A 14933-nucleotide genomic window follows, 5' to 3' on the forward strand; every position below is an offset into this window, starting at 1 on the left:
GAGATCAGCAATCAATGGGCCCGGTTGATCGGGAATGCTGTCATCTACTACAACTCCGCCATTCCGTTGCGTCTACTCACCAAGTACGAGGTCAGTGGGAATGCGAAAGCCCTGCCCATCATCACGCAGATCTCACCGGCGACTTGGCGACACATCTATCGAATGGGCACGTAGGCTTTGCTACGAGGGTGTGTTCTTCATCCAAAAATCCCCTTTACCCTTAAGCCTAAAACTTTCAGCTCATCTCTCTTCAACATAATTTTTCTTAACTCTGCGACACGTCTTTAGGGCCTGGGCAAGCTAACGGTACGATGCCGTTTTTGAGGATTTGCCCATGGGGGTACTGATACTGTTGGTGGCCGTACTGCTGATTGCGGTGGTCTTTTTTGTCAATCTCTACAACCGGTTAGTGACCGGTCGCAATCGTTATCAAAATGCCTACGCTCAGATCGATGTGCAGTTGCGCCGCCGTTACGACCTGATTCCTAACCTGGTAGAGAGCGTCAAGGGCTACATGGCCCACGAGAAAGAAACCTTGGCAGCAGTAATCAACGCCCGCAACAGCGCCATGAGCGCCAGCCGTCAAGCGGCTCAAGCTCCCGGCGATCCGCGAGCGATGACGCAACTGGCCGCAGCCGAGGGCATGCTCGACAACACCTTGGGGCGGTTGTTCGCACTATCGGAGGCTTACCCCGACCTCAAGGCCAATCAAAATATGGCCCAACTGATCGAAGAACTGCGCTCCACCGAAAACCGCATTGCCTTTGCTCGCCAGGCATTTAATGACTCTGTCACCCTCTATAACACCCAGCGGGAAATGTTCCCCGGCAACCTGATCGCGGGCAGCTTTAATTTCAACTCGGCTCAGCTGCTCGAAGAAAGCACCCCTGAGGTCAAAGAAGTTCCCCGCGTATCCTTTAGCTAGCCATGAATTTCTTTGAGCATCAAGACCAGGCCCGCCGCAACACCACCAAGCTACTGCTGCTGTTTGGGCTGTCGATCGCGGTGATGATCGCAGCATTTTATGGAGTTGCGATCGCGGTTCTATCCACCCAGGTCACCCCGGAGCTTGGCGGTTTAGTGCTCTGGCGGCCCGGCGTCTTGTTTTGGGTAGCCAGCGGTACCCTCGCTTTTATGGTGGTAGGCAGCTCGACCAAAATGGCTCAGCTCAGCCAGGGGGGCCACAGCTTGGCCAAAGGGCTGGGCGGGCGAGAGTTAAACCCCCTCACCGACGACCCCGATGAGCAACGGCTGATCAACGTGGTCAGCGAGATGGCCCTGGCGTCGGGAACCCCCATCCCCGCTGTGTATCTGCTGGATGACGAACCGGGCATCAACGCCTTTGCGGCGGGCCATACCGCTGATAAAGCGGTGATTGGAGTGACCCGTGGCTGTCTTGACCAGCTCAGCCGCGACGAGTTGCAAGGGGTGATTGGCCACGAGTTTAGCCACATTCTCAACGGCGACATGGGCCTCAACCTCAAGCTGATTGGGGTCATCCACGGTCTGCTGCTGATCTACATCGCCGGGCGGGTGGTGCTGCGCTGGAACTACTACCCTAGCGGGTCGCTGCGCCGGTCTAAGGATGACAACGGCGGTCGGGCCATACTGGCGGCGGCCTTGGCTATGGTCGTGATTGGCTACCTGGGGGTGCTGTGCGGCCGGCTGATCAAAAGTGCCGTCTCGCGGGAGCGAGAGTTTCTAGCCGATGCCTCGGCGGTGCAGTTTACTCGCAACCCCGAGGGTTTGACCGGGGCGCTGCGCAAAATTGGTCAGATTTCGGCGGGGTCGACGATGGTTTCCCCCATGGCTGAAACCGCCAGCCACCTGCTGTTTGGCGAGGCCAACGGCAACCTGTCATTTTTGGGCGGTTGGTTTGCCACCCATCCACCTCTAGGTGAGCGGCTGCGACGTCTGGGCCAGGTGCCCATTCCCCAGGGAGTTTTTCCCTTAAGAGCCGGAGGATCGGTTAGTTCCTCTAATTCTTCAGGCGAATCGCTGGTGATGGGGCTGCACGGGGGCACAATCACCGCCGTGCAACAGGAAACTGTTGCGATCGCCTCCCCCGCCCCCAGCCAGTTTGTGACCGCCATCGGTACCACCGACGCTCGGCGGCTAGATCAGGTGCGATCGCTGCTGAGTGAGTTGCCCGCCGAGGTTAAGTCGGCCCTGCAAGACCCCACTGCTGCTGCCGAGGTCGTGTATGCTCTGCTAGTGCGAACCAAGCCCGCCCTACAAACTCAGCAGATCGAGTACCTATCCAACACCTATGGTCCAGATTGTAGAGAGCGCGTAGGACAGATTTACAATCGAGTTCGCGCCCTTAAGCCAGGGCAAGATCTGCTGTTGCTAGAGGCGCTAGTTCCTGCCCTCCAACAGCTCGACTCCGAGTCGGGGCAAAAGTTTATCCAAACGGCCCAGGCCCTGAGTCAGCCGGGGGGCCGCCTGCTGCTCTCAAACTATCCGCTACAGCTGATTCTGCGCAAACGATTGTCGAGTCATTCGGGTCAATCGGCGATCATCACCGACATAAACGATCTCTGGGGCGATGCCCTGGTGGTGCTGGCCCTGCTGGCGCGAGTTGGCCACACCCGCCCAGAGGACGCCATCTACGCCTTTAAGCTGGGTATTTCGCAACTGCCGGGAGCCAAAACCCAAACCTCTCCCAACCAGCTACCGCCGGTCAACAGCGCCGATATCAACGCCAGCCTCAGCCGCCTAGAGCAGGCTGCCCCTAAACTTAAACAGACTATTGTCGATGCCTGCGCCCATACGGTGCTGGCCGACAACGATGTTACCCCCGCTGAGATGGGGCTACTGCGGGCGGTGGTGATCACCCTTGACTGCCCAGCCCCACCCTTTCTTACCTAGCGCCGTTCTAATACCAAGTCCAAATTAGATCACCCCGATTCCCAAAAGACCAAGCCGTAGGGGCGTAGGCACGACCTGAGGCTCTATCGCATTCGCCCTTTTGAATCGGGGGTTAGCCAAGAAGGATTTAATATAAAGATCCCGCAGAGTTAGTAGCTTGTTGAATTTATTGATTCACTAAGCACAAAAGACGCTTTGCTAACCTAGATCAGGAAAGACTTCCGGCATCCTAAGGGTTGTTTACCCTAGGAACTCTGCTACAATCTGAAACTGCGCTATTGTGCCGTTTGATTACCGTCGGAGAATATTATGGCTCGTCATTGTCAACTCACCGGGAAGAAGGCCAACAACGCCTTCTCGATCTCTCACTCTCACCGCCGCACCAAGCGCCTGCAAGAGGCCAACCTGCAAGAAAAGCGCGTGTGGTGGCCCCAGGGCAAGCGCTGGGTCAAGCTGCGCCTGTCGACTAAAGCGATTAAAACCCTTCAAACCAAGGGGCTTGAAGCCATGGCCAAAGAAGTCGGTCTCAACTTGAACAAGTGCTAGTTTGGCCGCTAGCCAGCTAACTTCGGCGGCGCAGTAGCGCCAGCCCCGCCGCTACAATACCGATCGCAAAGGCCGTGCCTGGTTCAGGGACGGCCTTTGCCGTGTTCTGGCGCTGCACTTCCATCACAAACTTAAATGCTACCGATTCGCCGGGGGCCAGAGAGCGGTCAAACTGCACGGCGGCGGTGGTATCAGCATCGACTAGGGGGCCGGGAGTATTTTGCAATCCCGTAGCCGGGATGTTGTAAAGCTGAGCCAGTAGTGGGCCATAGGGACTAATCTGCACCGCCGTCGGCGTCTGGTCGACAGAAAGGGTAGCCTGGGCACCGCTGGGGGCGGTTTGGGTGAGAGTGTTGTTTGCGAAAAAGGCGGTGTTGTTGGTGATCGCGCCGTCAAACTGAAGATCGTAATCGATGTATTTAAACAAACTGACATCAAGCCAGTCGCTGCCCGTGTTGGTCAGGGTCACGGTTTCGTGGCGAGCGGCGCGATAGCTGCCGGGGGCACCCCCCAACAGCACCGAGTCGAGAGAAAAGGCCAGGTTGGCCCCAAAGAAACTAGCGCTGAGGCGATCGGGACTGGGCTGGCTAAATGCGGTGGGCTGGAAATTTTCGAGCCGCAGCTCCTGGGGGGCCGCAAGACTGCTGAGGTTGAGAAAGTATAGATCCGTGAATAGCGTTTCGACGCCGTCAACCAGCCAGGACTGATCCTCGCTAAAGCGCAGCAGATCGGTGCGGTAGGTTGAGTTGCCCTGGGTAAGTTCTAGCAGCCCAGGGGGCAGGGGGTCTGCGGCCGCAGCCAACCCAGGGCTGGCCAGCGCCAGGGCTAAACCCAGAGACGGGATGGTAATGGCAGACCAATAGTTCATGAACTACTGTGGAAATGGGGCAAACGGATCTAGAGAATTGATTGAGGTTGGAAGCAGTAGGGAAGTTGATAGGGCGATGGCCCTTCGGGCTGGTCTTTGACCATTGCACCATTAGCTAATCTCACCCAGGTTAGCTGGGCCACCTGTCACCAAAATCAGCCCTCTAGGGGTATTTACTGAATCCTTAAGCGAACTTTACGGACTTCGCAGAACCGCCGCTGCTCTTAAGGAACCGAATTCCCAACTTGCTAAGCGATGACTGCCCTGGCGAAGACAAACGGGCCGCAGACCATCCCCAGGGCAGTAACGTAGACCTAGGAACACTCTGTCAGGTTCCGTGCTGTGTTTTGGATTCCGCCAGGCAGGCGGGTTAGCTATGAGCGATCGCCCCCTCACCTCTGTTGCTGATAACCGCCAGGCGGTACAGCGAGTGCTGTTGATTACCCTCGCCTTAAATTTGGCGGTGGTAGTCCTCAAGGCCACGGTGGGCTCGATGACGGGGTCGCTGAGCCTACTGGCCGATGCTCTGCACAGCGTCACCGACAGCGCCAACAACGTGCTGGGGCTGGCCACCAACCGCCTAGCCAATCCCCGGCCCGATCGCGACCATCCCTACGGCCACCAAAAGTTTGAGGCCATCGGTGCCTTGGGCATTGCGGCATTTTTGGGCATTGCCTGTTTTGAAATTCTCAAGAGTGCCGTGGAGCGCATGATCTCGGGCGGCAACCCGGTTACCATGAGCGCTACCGCCCTGTGGATTATGCTACTGGTGCTGGGGATCAACATTTTTGTCGCCACCTACGAGCGGCGAGTGGGGCTAGCCCTCAACAGTAAGATTTTGGTGGCCGACGCCTACCACACCATGAGCGACATCTGGACCACCATTGTGGTGATCGCCGGACTGATTGGGGTGTGGCAGGGGTTCACCTGGCTGGATGTGGCCCTGGCCTTTCCGGTGGCGTTGCTGGTGTTTAAGAGCGGCTGGACGGTGCTACGCGACAACCTGCCCTGGCTGGTGGATGAGATGGCGATCGCTCCCGAGGCCATTCATAAGCAGGTGATGCAGGTGCCGGGGGTGATCAACTGCCACAGCATTGCTTCGCGCGGGCTGCTGGGGCGGCAGGTGTTCATCGACATGCACCTGGTGGTGCAGCCCACCGACCTGCGCGCCGCTCACACCGTGACCGAGGCGGTTGAAGCGCGGCTGGAAGAGCTATATGGCCCCACCCGCGCCACCATTCACCTGGAGCCGAGGGAATATACCGAGGAGGCGATTACCTATTGAAGCCAGGGGGGCGTTGGGGACGCCAAAAGCGCTAGCTTCCCCATTACACTGGATAAGAGGCTGAGGCCTTTAAATCCCGTCACACGTCACCTATGAACTTTTTGGCGAATCTGATTCCCGGTCGAGCTGATCAGGCTACCTTGCCCAAACGCAGCCGTCGGGTGCGGGGGGTAGAGCTGAAAACCGAGGCCGAGCTAGAGATCATGCGCGGGGCAGCCCGCATTGTGGCCACGGTGCTCAAAGAAATTGAAGCTCTAGTGCAGCCGGGAATGACCACTGCCGATCTAGACGCCCACGCCGAGCAGCGGATTCGTGAGCTGGGTGCCACGCCGAGCTTTAAGGGTTATCACGGCTTTCCAGCCTCGATCTGCGCCTGTGTCAACGACCAGGTAGTGCACGGCATTCCCCACAAGCGCCAGGTGATTCGCCGGGGCGACCTGCTCAAGGTCGATACGGGGGCTTACTACAACGGTTTCCACGGCGACTCCTGCATCACCGTTGCGGTGGGCGAGGTATCGGCCCAGGCTCAGCAGCTAATGACGGCGGCAGAAGCGGCTCTTTATGCCGGCATTGCCCAAGTGAAGCCAGGGAATACGCTGCTAGACATTGCGGGTGCGATCGAAGACTGTGTCACCGGCTATGGCTTTACGGTGGTTGAAGATTTTACCGGCCACGGGGTGGGGCGCAATCTGCATGAGGCTCCGTCGGTGTTTAACTTTCGCACCCGCCAGCTGCCCAACATGAAACTACTACCGGGAATGACGCTGGCGATCGAGCCCATTCTCAACGCTGGGTCTAAGCAGACCCGCACGCTTAAGGATCAGTGGACGGTGGTGACAGTGGACCGATCGCTGTCGGCCCAGTTTGAGCACACGGTGCTAGTGAGCGAGACCGGCTACGAGATTTTGACCGATCGCAGCTCGATCCCGGTGGCTCTGGCCTCCTAGGGGGCTGAATTGGGGTCTAGGCAGGGGCGATCGCCGTAGTCAACGCGGGTGTCGATGGTGAGCACGTAGGCTTTGATGCCCTCGGCCGCAGCAAAGCGGTGACGCCGAATTTCTTGCAGGGCTTTGCGATCGAGCACACCGTAGCCCGAGCTGCGCAACAAAGTGGGATCGCCTCGCCAGGATCCGTCAGGGTTCACCAAAGCTCCGACATTAATCTCGCCTGGTGAGTCCGCCAGGCACACTCGCTGGGGATATACCGTAGAAAAATCGGAGCGATCGATTTCGGGAGATAGATCGGCCAGGCCGGTCTCCTGTCGCAGGGAGCTGACCCACTGGCTTTGGTTGGTGTTAAAGGTGTCGCGGGTGACGGCAGCGGCATTAAAGACAAACCGGTTTTGAATAGACTCTGCCGCCCGGTCAACTTTGGCCTGGGGTAGGTTAAGGGTGGCTACGTAGGCCAACAGCTGTGGGCCTAGATCGGCATCAAACAGGGGTTGAGTGGCTGACGGAGCAGAAGGGGGTGGGGGCGTGGGAGTAACTGCCCCCGCAGCCGGTGGATTGGCGGGGGCAGTTGGGGGCTGAGCTGGCTGGGTGCTGGCGGGTGAGGCCACCTGGGGGCGGGGTTGCGACGCTGGACGGCTCGTTCTAGGGGGCGATTGAGGCGGGGCCGACCGGACAGCGGGAGCATTCGTTCCAGCACCAGCGGCAGCTGATGCTATAGGAGGCCTTTGCAGTGGTGTAGAGGGGACTGCGGCAGCGATCGCGTTCACCTCGGACTGGCCTGCGGGGGGCACGCGGGTAATGGCCACGCTGTCTTGCTCCGGGTCGGGGGGTGGAACCGGGACATCATCGGTGCCCGTTGGCAGCAGCAGCAGTAGCCCGTGCAGGCCTAGGGATGCCAGCAGCATGGGGGCTAACAACCTCTGCCACAGGGGCCGAGAACGCTCAGGGGAGCCAAAACGAGTCGTCATACCAAATCTACGAGGGGAACTACGCCAACGGCTTACACTATTTAGCTAACCTACCATTCAGCCACAGAACTGGGTCGCCGTGGGCCAGTTTCTCTGACTGGGTGGCTAGCTTGAGCGGGGGTCACTGGCCCAGATAATCACCAGCCCCGAGGCCTGCTGGCCAGGGGCTCCCACGCCAATGCCTACCAGGGAGATAAACAGGTAGGGCTGCCCCTCTCGAAAGACCTGAAACAGCGGGCGATCGCAGTAGCCGTCGGCCACGCGATTCACCGCATACTGCGGCGCTGGAAAAGTGCGGGGAATATCTTGCTGTTCGATAAATTGAACGTTGCGGGTCAGGTAGCGCAGCGACACTACGCTGGGTTGGGGACTGTAGGTGTCGGCATTGATCTGCGTAAAGAAGCAGGCCTGCTCTTGGGGCGACCAGGCCGCAATGCCCTGGGGAATCAGGTAGGCGATCGCTGGGAACGAGGTTTCTGTAGAGTCAAAATCGCTATCCCCTGAGCCCCGGGTCAGGCGGGTAAAGATCTCAGCCACGGCCTCATCTGCGACCACGGCTGTAGCCGGTGGCGGCTCGGCAGCAACGGGCTCTGGCTGGGATGGGGTATTGGTCGAGACCGGGTCGGCCGGCGCAGGGATAGGGGCTGGGGGTGGCGCGATCGCCTGAGTCGGTAGGGCGGCCGGGGCCAGGGGTGGTGGGGCAGATGCTGCTGGGGCTGGGGCAACCTCGGGTTCGGGAGGAGCGAGAGTACCAATGCTAAGCAAATCGACAAACTCATCTTCGGCGATCGCATCTTCAGCCTCCGGAACCGGTTCCGGAGCGGGGGCTGGGGCCAGCAGCAACAGCCCATGCAGCACCAGCGATAGGCCGAACAGTGGCGCTAGCAGCAGCTTGGCTCGATGCCGCTGTGGTGTTGGTAGCTTCGGAGGCGATACTAACCGAGGCGATGTTACAGAGTCCTTAGTGGTCATAGGTGCTAAGGATAATGACAGCGGTAAAACGCTGGTGCGAGGTGAATTAGCTTAGGCGGCTATCCGCCAGCCAGCCCTTGGGAAAAGACAATTTTCCCAAGGGCTGGCTGAAGGTCAGGTTTTGCCCAGGAGGGCGATCGCGCTAGGGTGAGCGCAACCTACAGACCTGATAGCTCGGTCAGAATGTCGGCGTAGCGCTGCTCGGACAGCGGCACATAGCCCACTTCAGGCACAAGCTCAGGTCCGTTTTCGAGCATAAACTCGACAAAGGCACGTACCTCGGGACGCTCCTCTAGGCTGCTTTTCTTGACGTAGACAAAGATAGGCCGAGACAGCGGCGCATAGGTGCCGTTCTCAACGTTCTCGGGGGTAGGCTCAACGCCGTTGACGGAGACAGCCTTGAGGGTGTCTTGGTTTTCGAGGTAGTAGGCCAGACCAAAGTAGCCGATGGCGTTGGGGTCGCGGCTGACGCCGATCACCAGAATGTTGTCATCTTCGCTAGCGGTGTAGTCGGCGCGGCTAGAGCCCGCCTCACCCATAATCGTTTCAGTGAAGTAGTCAAAGGTGCCCGAATCGGTACCGGGGCCAAACAGTTCGATGGGTTCGTCCGGCCAGCTAGGGTCGATCTGATTCCAGTTGGTGATGGTGTCCTGAGCTTCGGGGCTCCACAGCGTTTGCAGCTGCTCTACGGTCATTTCATCGGCCCAGTCGTTTTCGGGGTTGATGACCACCGTCAAGGCGTCGGTGGCAACGGGCACTTCAATGTATTCAATGCCAGCGGCGGCACAGGCTTCGACCTCAGAGTCTTTGATCGGGCGCGAGGCACCGGTGATGTCGAGTTCCCCCGCACAAAACTTGCTAAAGCCACCGCCGGTGCCCGACACCCCTACGGTTACCTGGGTGCCACGGTTGGCGGCCATAAATTCTTCGGCCATGGCTTCAGAAATGGGGTAAACGGTGCTAGACCCATCGATCTGAATGATGGAATTTTGAGAAACCGCACTGGGGACACCAATTCCTAGCGCTACTGCGGTGGTTATCGCCCCAGCCAGGGCATAGCGATTAAATTTCTGTCTGCTCGTCATATAACACTCTCCGTAGCGTCCTAAACATGGTCAAATCCGCCATGATAAACGCTACAGACTCAATCCTAAGAAAGCCTGATGGCAACAATAAAACTAGGGGGGCAATAAATTAAGAGCGTTTTAATTAAGAGTCCTTTAATAAGCCGCTACAGCTATTTTTCAAAGAATAGTCTAATCACCGTGAACCAGGGAGCAAAATTTATTTTCCTCAAGATGTGCGATCGCCCCTAGTACTGAGGAGCGAGAGAGTGAGGAAGTGGGCAAATTAGCCGTCATCTTGAACCAAACTCAGAAATTCCTTAGAGGCATCATCTAGCACAAACCCTTCAGGCTGGATGACGCTCTTGACAGGGTTAGACCGTGGCGATTAGCTGCTTTTTGACCCAAATGTCTTCTCTTGAGTGGATGTAGACAGGGTCGGCGTGGAGGGCGATCGCGCGGTTGTACGACTCCACCGCATTGCCATAGGCACCCATTTCGGCTAGCAGTTTACCTCGGTTAAACCAGGCCTGGTGATACTGGGGGTCGAGGGCTACGGCTTTGTCGTAGGCGGCTAGGGCCTCAGCTTGTCGATTGAGGCCGCAGAGGGCATTGGCGCGATTGTTCCAACCGGTGCAGTAAGTGCTGTCTAGGGCTAACGCCTGATCAAAGGTCGCTAGAGCCTGAGCAAATTGGCTCTGTTCGCAGAGGGTGCAGCCTTGGGCGTTGAGGGCGGCGGCGCTGTGATCGTGGGTGTGAATGGGGTTCATGGGCGATTTTCTGGGCGACAGTTCCCATTGTGGGGTTGACGAAGGTGGGCGATCAGGGGGGGTGTCACCCGCTGGGGGTACGGGTTTACAATTCGTTAGGGAAAAGTTGATTTGTCTACAGTGCAGCCTATGCCACAGGTAGCGTTACGAGAACTGGTTGCGGCGGTGCAAGCGGGGGAGTTGGTGAGCTTTCCTACTGATACGGTGCCAGCCCTGGCGGCACGGCCCGAGTCGGGCGATCGCATCTACACGGCCAAAGAGCGCAGTCCCGACAAGCCGCTGATTCTCATGGGGGCCAGCCTTGACGATCTGCGACCCTACATCAACGGCACTGAGGCTGAGCTAGCCCAATGGAGCGCGATCGCAACTCAGTACTGGCCCGGTGCGCTGACCCTGGTGCTGCCCGCCAGCGATCGCCTGGCCCCCGCTATCAATCCCCAGCAGACGGGCACCGTGGGGCTAAGAGTTCCCAACCATCCCCTGGCGCGGCACCTGCTGGGTCATACCGGGCCGCTAGCTACCACCAGCGCCAACCGTTCGGGGCAGCCACCCCTAAAGACCATGACGGCGATCGAGACCAGCTTTCCTCAGGTGTTTACCCTCGATCAGGCGACCCAGGCTGAGTTCTACGCCCTTCTCCAGGCCGAAGTTCCCTCCCCTGACCAGCCCCAGGGTTCAGGGTTACCCTCGACCGTGGTGTGCTGGCAGGAGGGGGGCTGGACGGTGCTGCGATCGGGCGCGGTAGCCCTGCCCAAGGTTGAAACCGTTTAGTTGAAACCGTTAAAAGCGGTTTTGCCCCGCCGCCTAGGGTTAGGCTAGCAGGGGCGAACTCATCTATCGCATGGACAGCTGTCGCAATGGACTATCCTCAGGGCCAAGACTTTACCGATCTCAAAACGCTACAGCTGGCCTACGATCGCCTACAGCACCAAGCCCAGCACCAGGCTGCCTTTTTGGGTACGGCCTCCCACGAGCTCAGGTCGCCCATTACCCAAATTATCAGCCTGCACCAGCTGATTCTTGAAGACCTGTGCGAAAGCCCCGCCGAAGAGCGAGAGTTTATTGCCCAGGCCAACCAGGCCATTCAAACCGTGCTCAAGAACCTCGATCTGTTGGTTACCCTCTCCAAGCTGGATATTGGTGCTCTGCACCCCCGGCTTATCCCCACCCTGCTCCAGCCGCTGATCACCCGCGTACAGCGCATGATTGAAATGCAGTGCATCAACCGTCACTGCCGGTTGATTGTGGGGCCGGTGGAGGCCAATCTACAGGTGCAAACTGACCCAGCATGGCTAGAGCAAGCCCTAGTCATGCTGATCGAAGCCGCCTTGGCCCAAGGCAGCCCGCAGATTAGCCTAACCGTCTCAGAAGACTCTGCTACCGGCAACATTGCCCTGCACTTGGGGGCAAACCCTGGCGAGGCTCCACCGTCCGCCATAGCCACCCTATCGCCTGAGTTTCGCTACCAGCTAGCCGCCCGTCTAGCGCCCCACCTGGGGGCTACCTTAGAGTTTTTAGGTGCTGCAGAAAATCCCAAAGGTCTTCTCTGTCTACAGCTGCCGCGCCCTACCAATTAACTCCCAATTACCGCCATTTCATTGAACATTTGAATTAGCCGTTCCATTTCAGGCTCTTTCGATATAGTTTGGGCAAATTGCTTCCGGAATTAAGCGCTGCTTCCCTGTAGCTACTAACTTGAACCTCCACCCTGTAGATGTTGAAATGCAGCCTACCGGATCGGATCCCTGAAACTAAGTCACCAAAACAATTATGGAATTTGCCATCGTGCTCATTCTGGTTTTCATTGTGTGGACCAATGAGGCCTTATTGGGTAAACCACTAGTCAAAGAAATTAAACCCAAAACCGCAGAAGACGAGTTTACCGCTGCTCTAAAAAAGTATTTGGATAATGGTATTCCCGTCCGCATTGTCGAGAAAAAAGATGGGGGAAAAAAGTAAGATGCTCTTATATAGACGTTACCGACCCCAACAATGATCCAAGACTCGAATCCTGCTGTCTCTACCCCTGAGGCCGCTGCTGAACCTACCCCTGCCTTCGGTTGGAACCGCTATGCCGAGCGCATCAACGGCCGATTTGCCATGGTGGGCTTTGTGGCCCTGCTGTTGCTAGAGTTGGTCACTGGCCAGACGTTTTTTAGCTGGCTGGGTCTGCGCTAAACGCAGGCCTAGCCTCAGGCCTGCCGTGCGGTCTAGCCCTTAGTAATGGTAGGCTTAGGGGTGATTTTCGGGATGGTGGGACTGTGGTTAACCCCAATGCAGAGATTGGTCGGCTGCGGGAGCTGATGCCCGCCACCGCCCGCATGAAAACTAAGCTGATGCTTAGCGATCGCCAGCTGAACGTCATCAAAGCTGAATTTCCTCGCCCCTGGCAGTCGACTCACACGGTCTCGATCAACCTCGACCTGTGGCATCAGCTGGCCGTGGCCGAGCGCGATCTGCTGTTTTTGCGCACCGTGAGTTGGGTCACCCTGGCTAACGTGCTCAAGCCCAATTGGTACCAAGCTATGGCCGGAGCTGGGCTAGCTGGCAGCGTGGTAGAGCTGCTCCAGGGCGACGCGGTGGGCGTGGTGGCTGCCGCTGGGGTTACGGCCCTAGCCAGCTGGCAAATTTGGCGCGGTGTCACCGGCCCCCAGATTGAGATGGCTGCTGACGATAAAGCGGTGCAGGTGTCGCTGCGGCGCGGCTATGACCAGGCCGACGCCGCAGCGGCCCTGATTCGCGCTATTGAGACAGTTCCCCCCCTGGAGGGTCGCCAGGTGCTCACCGTTAACGAGCTGCTGCGCTGTCAAAACCTGCGGCGGCAAACTGGGTATTCAGAATTTTCGGTGCCCGAGAGCTATCTGCGTTAGAAATCTATGGTTCAGTCATCGGCTCAGGCCCCTAAGGCTCATCCAGGCTGGCGAGGGTTAGCTCGCCTCAGCTATGCCATGGAGTCGGGTCGGTGCGTGCCGACCCAGACCTATACCCGTGCCCCTTTGCGAGTGCAGCGCCCCCTATATCCCGAAGGAGAAGGGCTGTGCCATACGGTGCTTGTACATACCGCTGGGGGCTTGGTGGGGGGCGACAGCCTGGTGATAGCGCTGACAGCCGCCCCTCGCGCTCAAGCGCTCGTCACCACCGCCGCCGCCAGCAAGGTCTACGGCAGCGCAGACATCGCCAGCAGCCAGCAGGTAGACATCACCCTCGCCCCAGAGAGCTGTCTGGAATGGTTCCCCCATGAAACTATTGTGTTTAACCAGGCCCATTACAACCAGGCGCTGCGGGTTGACCTAGCCCCAGGAGCCATCTGGGCCGGTTGGGAGATCACTCGCTTTGGTCGCAGCGCCCGAGGAGAAACCTTTGAGCAGGGCCAGTGGCGATCGCGCCTCGAAGTCTGGCAAGTCGATCAGCCCCTATGGCTCGATCGCCAGCACTTGACCGGAGGCAGCGCTACCCTCCACAGCCCCAACGGCCTGGCGGGGCACCCGGTGGTGGGCAGCTTTGCCGTGGTCGGGCACCGGTTTGAAAGTGACTCGGTGGCTGCTCTACGCCAGCTGTGGCCCACAGACCAACCCGGCGACATTGGCGTTACCCGGCTGCAATCGGGATTATTGTGCCGCTACCGAGGCCCGTCCAGCCAGGCGGCGCGGCGATGGTTTGTGGCGGCCTGGCAGCACCTGCGCCCTCTTTATCTGGGGCGATCGGCTGCCGTGTCGCGGCTGTGGCCCAGATAGAGCATCGACGGAATGGGATCATCCTCTAGTTGTCTTCCTCTCAAGCAATAATGCCGACCGCAGGACTTTAGCGCTCCTTCCGGATGAGGGGCTGACGCCAGCGAAAGTATAAAAACCATGAGACTTCTCAAAAGGTGCTATGAAGACTCCTCACTTTTCTGGCTCTAAACTACCCCCCGCATCAGAATATGCGCTGATTATTGGGGCAGGGGCGACAGCGGCCATGTCGATGGCGGCGCAGCAGGTGGCGGTGGCAACGCTACCCGTAACCACCCTGGTGGCCCTGGGCCTGCTGAATCGCTATCGGCTCGACCAGCGACTGCAAGACAGCGAGACCAGCGGGCCTACCCCAGAGGAAGCCACGCATAAACGGGCCCCAGCCGCTCCCCAGCGAGTCACCGCTCAACCTCAGCCCGACGCGATTTCGGCTCGGCCCCAGGTGGCAACCACGCCTACCTCAGCCCAATTTTCTGACCACCGTGCCTACATCCATGAAACTTTGGCCAAAAAGATTCAGGCTAAGGCCGACTTTGCGTCGGTGCAGCAAGCCAGTTTGAAAAAGGTGGGGGCCTATCTCCAGCAGACTCGGCAAGAGAAGTCGCTGTCGCTGGAGGATATCTACCAACAAACGTTCATTCAAACCTATACCCTGAGAGCGCTCGAAACCGGTAACTTAAAGCAGCTGCCAGAACCGTTTTATATTCGCGCCTTCATTCAGAAATATGCCTCAGCTTTGGGGCTGGAGGGGGCTGCTCTGGCGGCAGATTTCCCAATGCCCTAGTTCTCAGTCGACCTAGGGTGTGTCATCAATTAAGCCAAATGACAGTAGCTACCATGTAAATCGCACTGAGGAATGTCTCGGCTAACTTGTCATAGCGTGTCGCAATCGCTCGATACTGCTTGAG

The 14933-nt window shown here is 58.3% G+C and carries 18 protein-coding genes and 1 pseudogene; 13 read left to right on the top strand and 6 right to left on the bottom strand.

Features of this window, described 5'->3' with window-relative positions:
* The 4 genes and pseudogenes from H6F57_RS22555 to rpmB form a co-directional block, all read left to right on the top strand.
* Positions 1-174: pseudogene (locus tag H6F57_RS22555) on the top strand (Tn3 family transposase); the annotation flags it as partial.
* 160 nt (positions 175-334) lie between these two features.
* Complete coding sequence (locus H6F57_RS22560; protein ID WP_190628885.1) at positions 335-925, top strand: LemA family protein; 591 nt, start codon at positions 335-337, stop codon at positions 923-925.
* 2 nt (positions 926-927) lie between these two features.
* Positions 928-2871: a M48 family metallopeptidase gene (locus H6F57_RS22565; RefSeq protein WP_190628887.1), complete on the top strand. Its 1944-nt coding sequence runs from the start codon at positions 928-930 to the stop codon at positions 2869-2871.
* 309 nt (positions 2872-3180) lie between these two features.
* On the top strand, positions 3181-3417 hold the full coding sequence (gene rpmB / locus H6F57_RS22570) for a 50S ribosomal protein L28 (protein WP_190520641.1): 237 nt from the start codon (positions 3181-3183) through the stop codon (positions 3415-3417).
* 16 nt (positions 3418-3433) lie between these two features.
* Here rpmB and H6F57_RS22575 read toward each other — a convergent pair whose 3' ends face one another.
* Positions 3434-4285: a PEP-CTERM sorting domain-containing protein gene (locus H6F57_RS22575; protein ID WP_190628888.1), complete on the bottom strand. Its 852-nt coding sequence runs from the start codon at positions 4283-4285 to the stop codon at positions 3434-3436.
* Between the two features lie 376 nt (positions 4286-4661).
* Between H6F57_RS22575 and H6F57_RS22580 the strand changes: the two genes are divergently transcribed.
* Together H6F57_RS22580 and map are read left to right on the top strand one after the other, a co-directional pair.
* Positions 4662-5570, top strand: a complete 909-nt coding sequence (locus tag H6F57_RS22580; protein WP_190628890.1) for a cation diffusion facilitator family transporter — start codon at positions 4662-4664, stop codon at positions 5568-5570.
* Positions 5571-5662: 92 nt separating this feature from the next.
* A complete protein-coding gene (gene map / locus H6F57_RS22585) occupies positions 5663-6517 on the top strand; it encodes a type I methionyl aminopeptidase (protein ID WP_190628892.1) in 855 nt (284 codons plus the stop codon).
* Here the strand turns inward: map and H6F57_RS22590 are convergent.
* The 4 genes from H6F57_RS22590 to H6F57_RS22605 all read right to left on the bottom strand — a co-directional run bounded on the left by H6F57_RS22590 (position 6514) and on the right by H6F57_RS22605 (position 10294).
* Positions 6514-7488, bottom strand: a complete 975-nt coding sequence (locus H6F57_RS22590) for an energy transducer TonB (protein WP_190628893.1) — start codon at positions 7486-7488, stop codon at positions 6514-6516. The genes map and H6F57_RS22590 overlap by 4 nt on opposite strands.
* Positions 7489-7593: 105 nt before the next feature.
* Positions 7594-8460 (bottom strand): hypothetical protein, encoded by an 867-nt coding sequence (locus tag H6F57_RS22595; protein WP_190628895.1) that lies wholly within the window; start codon positions 8458-8460, stop codon positions 7594-7596.
* 158 nt (positions 8461-8618) lie between these two features.
* A complete protein-coding gene (locus H6F57_RS22600; protein WP_190628897.1) occupies positions 8619-9545 on the bottom strand; it encodes a PstS family phosphate ABC transporter substrate-binding protein in 927 nt (308 codons plus the stop codon).
* 353 nt (positions 9546-9898) lie between these two features.
* Complete coding sequence (locus H6F57_RS22605) at positions 9899-10294, bottom strand: tetratricopeptide repeat protein (RefSeq protein ID WP_190628899.1); 396 nt, start codon at positions 10292-10294, stop codon at positions 9899-9901.
* Positions 10295-10423: 129 nt separating this feature from the next.
* On the opposite strand from H6F57_RS22605, the gene H6F57_RS22610 reads away from it, so the two are divergent.
* The 7 genes from H6F57_RS22610 (at position 10424) to H6F57_RS22640 (ending at position 14809) form a co-directional block, all read left to right on the top strand.
* Positions 10424-11065: an L-threonylcarbamoyladenylate synthase gene (locus tag H6F57_RS22610; RefSeq protein WP_190628900.1), complete on the top strand. Its 642-nt coding sequence runs from the start codon at positions 10424-10426 to the stop codon at positions 11063-11065.
* A gap of 86 nt (positions 11066-11151) precedes the next feature.
* Positions 11152-11871, top strand: coding sequence for a HAMP domain-containing histidine kinase (locus H6F57_RS22615; RefSeq protein WP_190628902.1), 720 nt, complete (start codon positions 11152-11154; stop codon positions 11869-11871).
* Positions 11872-12064: 193 nt separating this feature from the next.
* The gene (locus tag H6F57_RS22620; RefSeq protein ID WP_190628904.1) at positions 12065-12253 is read left to right on the top strand and encodes a hypothetical protein; all 189 of its coding nucleotides are present in this window, start codon (positions 12065-12067) and stop codon (positions 12251-12253) included.
* 33 nt (positions 12254-12286) lie between these two features.
* Positions 12287-12472 carry a chlorophyll a/b-binding protein gene (locus tag H6F57_RS22625; RefSeq protein WP_190628906.1) on the top strand — a complete coding sequence of 62 codons (186 nt, stop codon included), beginning with the start codon at positions 12287-12289 and terminating at the stop codon, positions 12470-12472.
* An 83-nt stretch (positions 12473-12555) separates the two neighbouring features.
* Positions 12556-13164, top strand: a complete 609-nt coding sequence (locus tag H6F57_RS22630; RefSeq protein ID WP_313933621.1) for a DUF3318 domain-containing protein — start codon at positions 12556-12558, stop codon at positions 13162-13164.
* A gap of 6 nt (positions 13165-13170) precedes the next feature.
* Positions 13171-14028 carry an urease accessory protein UreD gene (locus H6F57_RS22635; protein ID WP_190628908.1) on the top strand — a complete coding sequence of 286 codons (858 nt, stop codon included), beginning with the start codon at positions 13171-13173 and terminating at the stop codon, positions 14026-14028.
* A 139-nt stretch (positions 14029-14167) separates the two neighbouring features.
* The gene (locus tag H6F57_RS22640) at positions 14168-14809 is read left to right on the top strand and encodes a helix-turn-helix domain-containing protein (RefSeq protein ID WP_190628910.1); all 642 of its coding nucleotides are present in this window, start codon (positions 14168-14170) and stop codon (positions 14807-14809) included.
* A gap of 25 nt (positions 14810-14834) precedes the next feature.
* Here the strand turns inward: H6F57_RS22640 and H6F57_RS22645 are convergent.
* Positions 14835-14933: transposase (locus H6F57_RS22645; RefSeq protein WP_190624912.1), on the bottom strand; the 99-nt coding region annotated here is incomplete at its 5' end.

It is taken from the genome of Leptolyngbya sp. FACHB-60, assembly GCF_014695775.1.
Lineage (GTDB): Bacteria > Cyanobacteriota > Cyanobacteriia > Phormidesmidales > Phormidesmidaceae > Nodosilinea.

Coding starts and splice junctions, on each gene's coding strand:
- H6F57_RS22560 (WP_190628885.1), top strand. CDS start 335: ATGGGGGTACTGATACTGTTGGTGGCCGTACTGCTGATTGCGGTGGTC.
- H6F57_RS22565 (WP_190628887.1), top strand. CDS start 928: ATGAATTTCTTTGAGCATCAAGACCAGGCCCGCCGCAACACCACCAAG.
- rpmB (WP_190520641.1), top strand. CDS start 3,181: ATGGCTCGTCATTGTCAACTCACCGGGAAGAAGGCCAACAACGCCTTC.
- H6F57_RS22575 (WP_190628888.1), bottom strand. CDS start 4,285: ATGAACTATTGGTCTGCCATTACCATCCCGTCTCTGGGTTTAGCCCTG.
- H6F57_RS22580 (WP_190628890.1), top strand. CDS start 4,662: ATGAGCGATCGCCCCCTCACCTCTGTTGCTGATAACCGCCAGGCGGTA.
- map (WP_190628892.1), top strand. CDS start 5,663: ATGAACTTTTTGGCGAATCTGATTCCCGGTCGAGCTGATCAGGCTACC.
- H6F57_RS22590 (WP_190628893.1), bottom strand. CDS start 7,488: ATGACGACTCGTTTTGGCTCCCCTGAGCGTTCTCGGCCCCTGTGGCAG.
- H6F57_RS22595 (WP_190628895.1), bottom strand. CDS start 8,460: ATGACCACTAAGGACTCTGTAACATCGCCTCGGTTAGTATCGCCTCCG.
- H6F57_RS22600 (WP_190628897.1), bottom strand. CDS start 9,545: ATGACGAGCAGACAGAAATTTAATCGCTATGCCCTGGCTGGGGCGATA.
- H6F57_RS22605 (WP_190628899.1), bottom strand. CDS start 10,294: ATGAACCCCATTCACACCCACGATCACAGCGCCGCCGCCCTCAACGCC.
- H6F57_RS22610 (WP_190628900.1), top strand. CDS start 10,424: ATGCCACAGGTAGCGTTACGAGAACTGGTTGCGGCGGTGCAAGCGGGG.
- H6F57_RS22615 (WP_190628902.1), top strand. CDS start 11,152: ATGGACTATCCTCAGGGCCAAGACTTTACCGATCTCAAAACGCTACAG.
- H6F57_RS22620 (WP_190628904.1), top strand. CDS start 12,065: ATGGAATTTGCCATCGTGCTCATTCTGGTTTTCATTGTGTGGACCAAT.
- H6F57_RS22625 (WP_190628906.1), top strand. CDS start 12,287: ATGATCCAAGACTCGAATCCTGCTGTCTCTACCCCTGAGGCCGCTGCT.
- H6F57_RS22635 (WP_190628908.1), top strand. CDS start 13,171: ATGGTTCAGTCATCGGCTCAGGCCCCTAAGGCTCATCCAGGCTGGCGA.
- H6F57_RS22640 (WP_190628910.1), top strand. CDS start 14,168: ATGAAGACTCCTCACTTTTCTGGCTCTAAACTACCCCCCGCATCAGAA.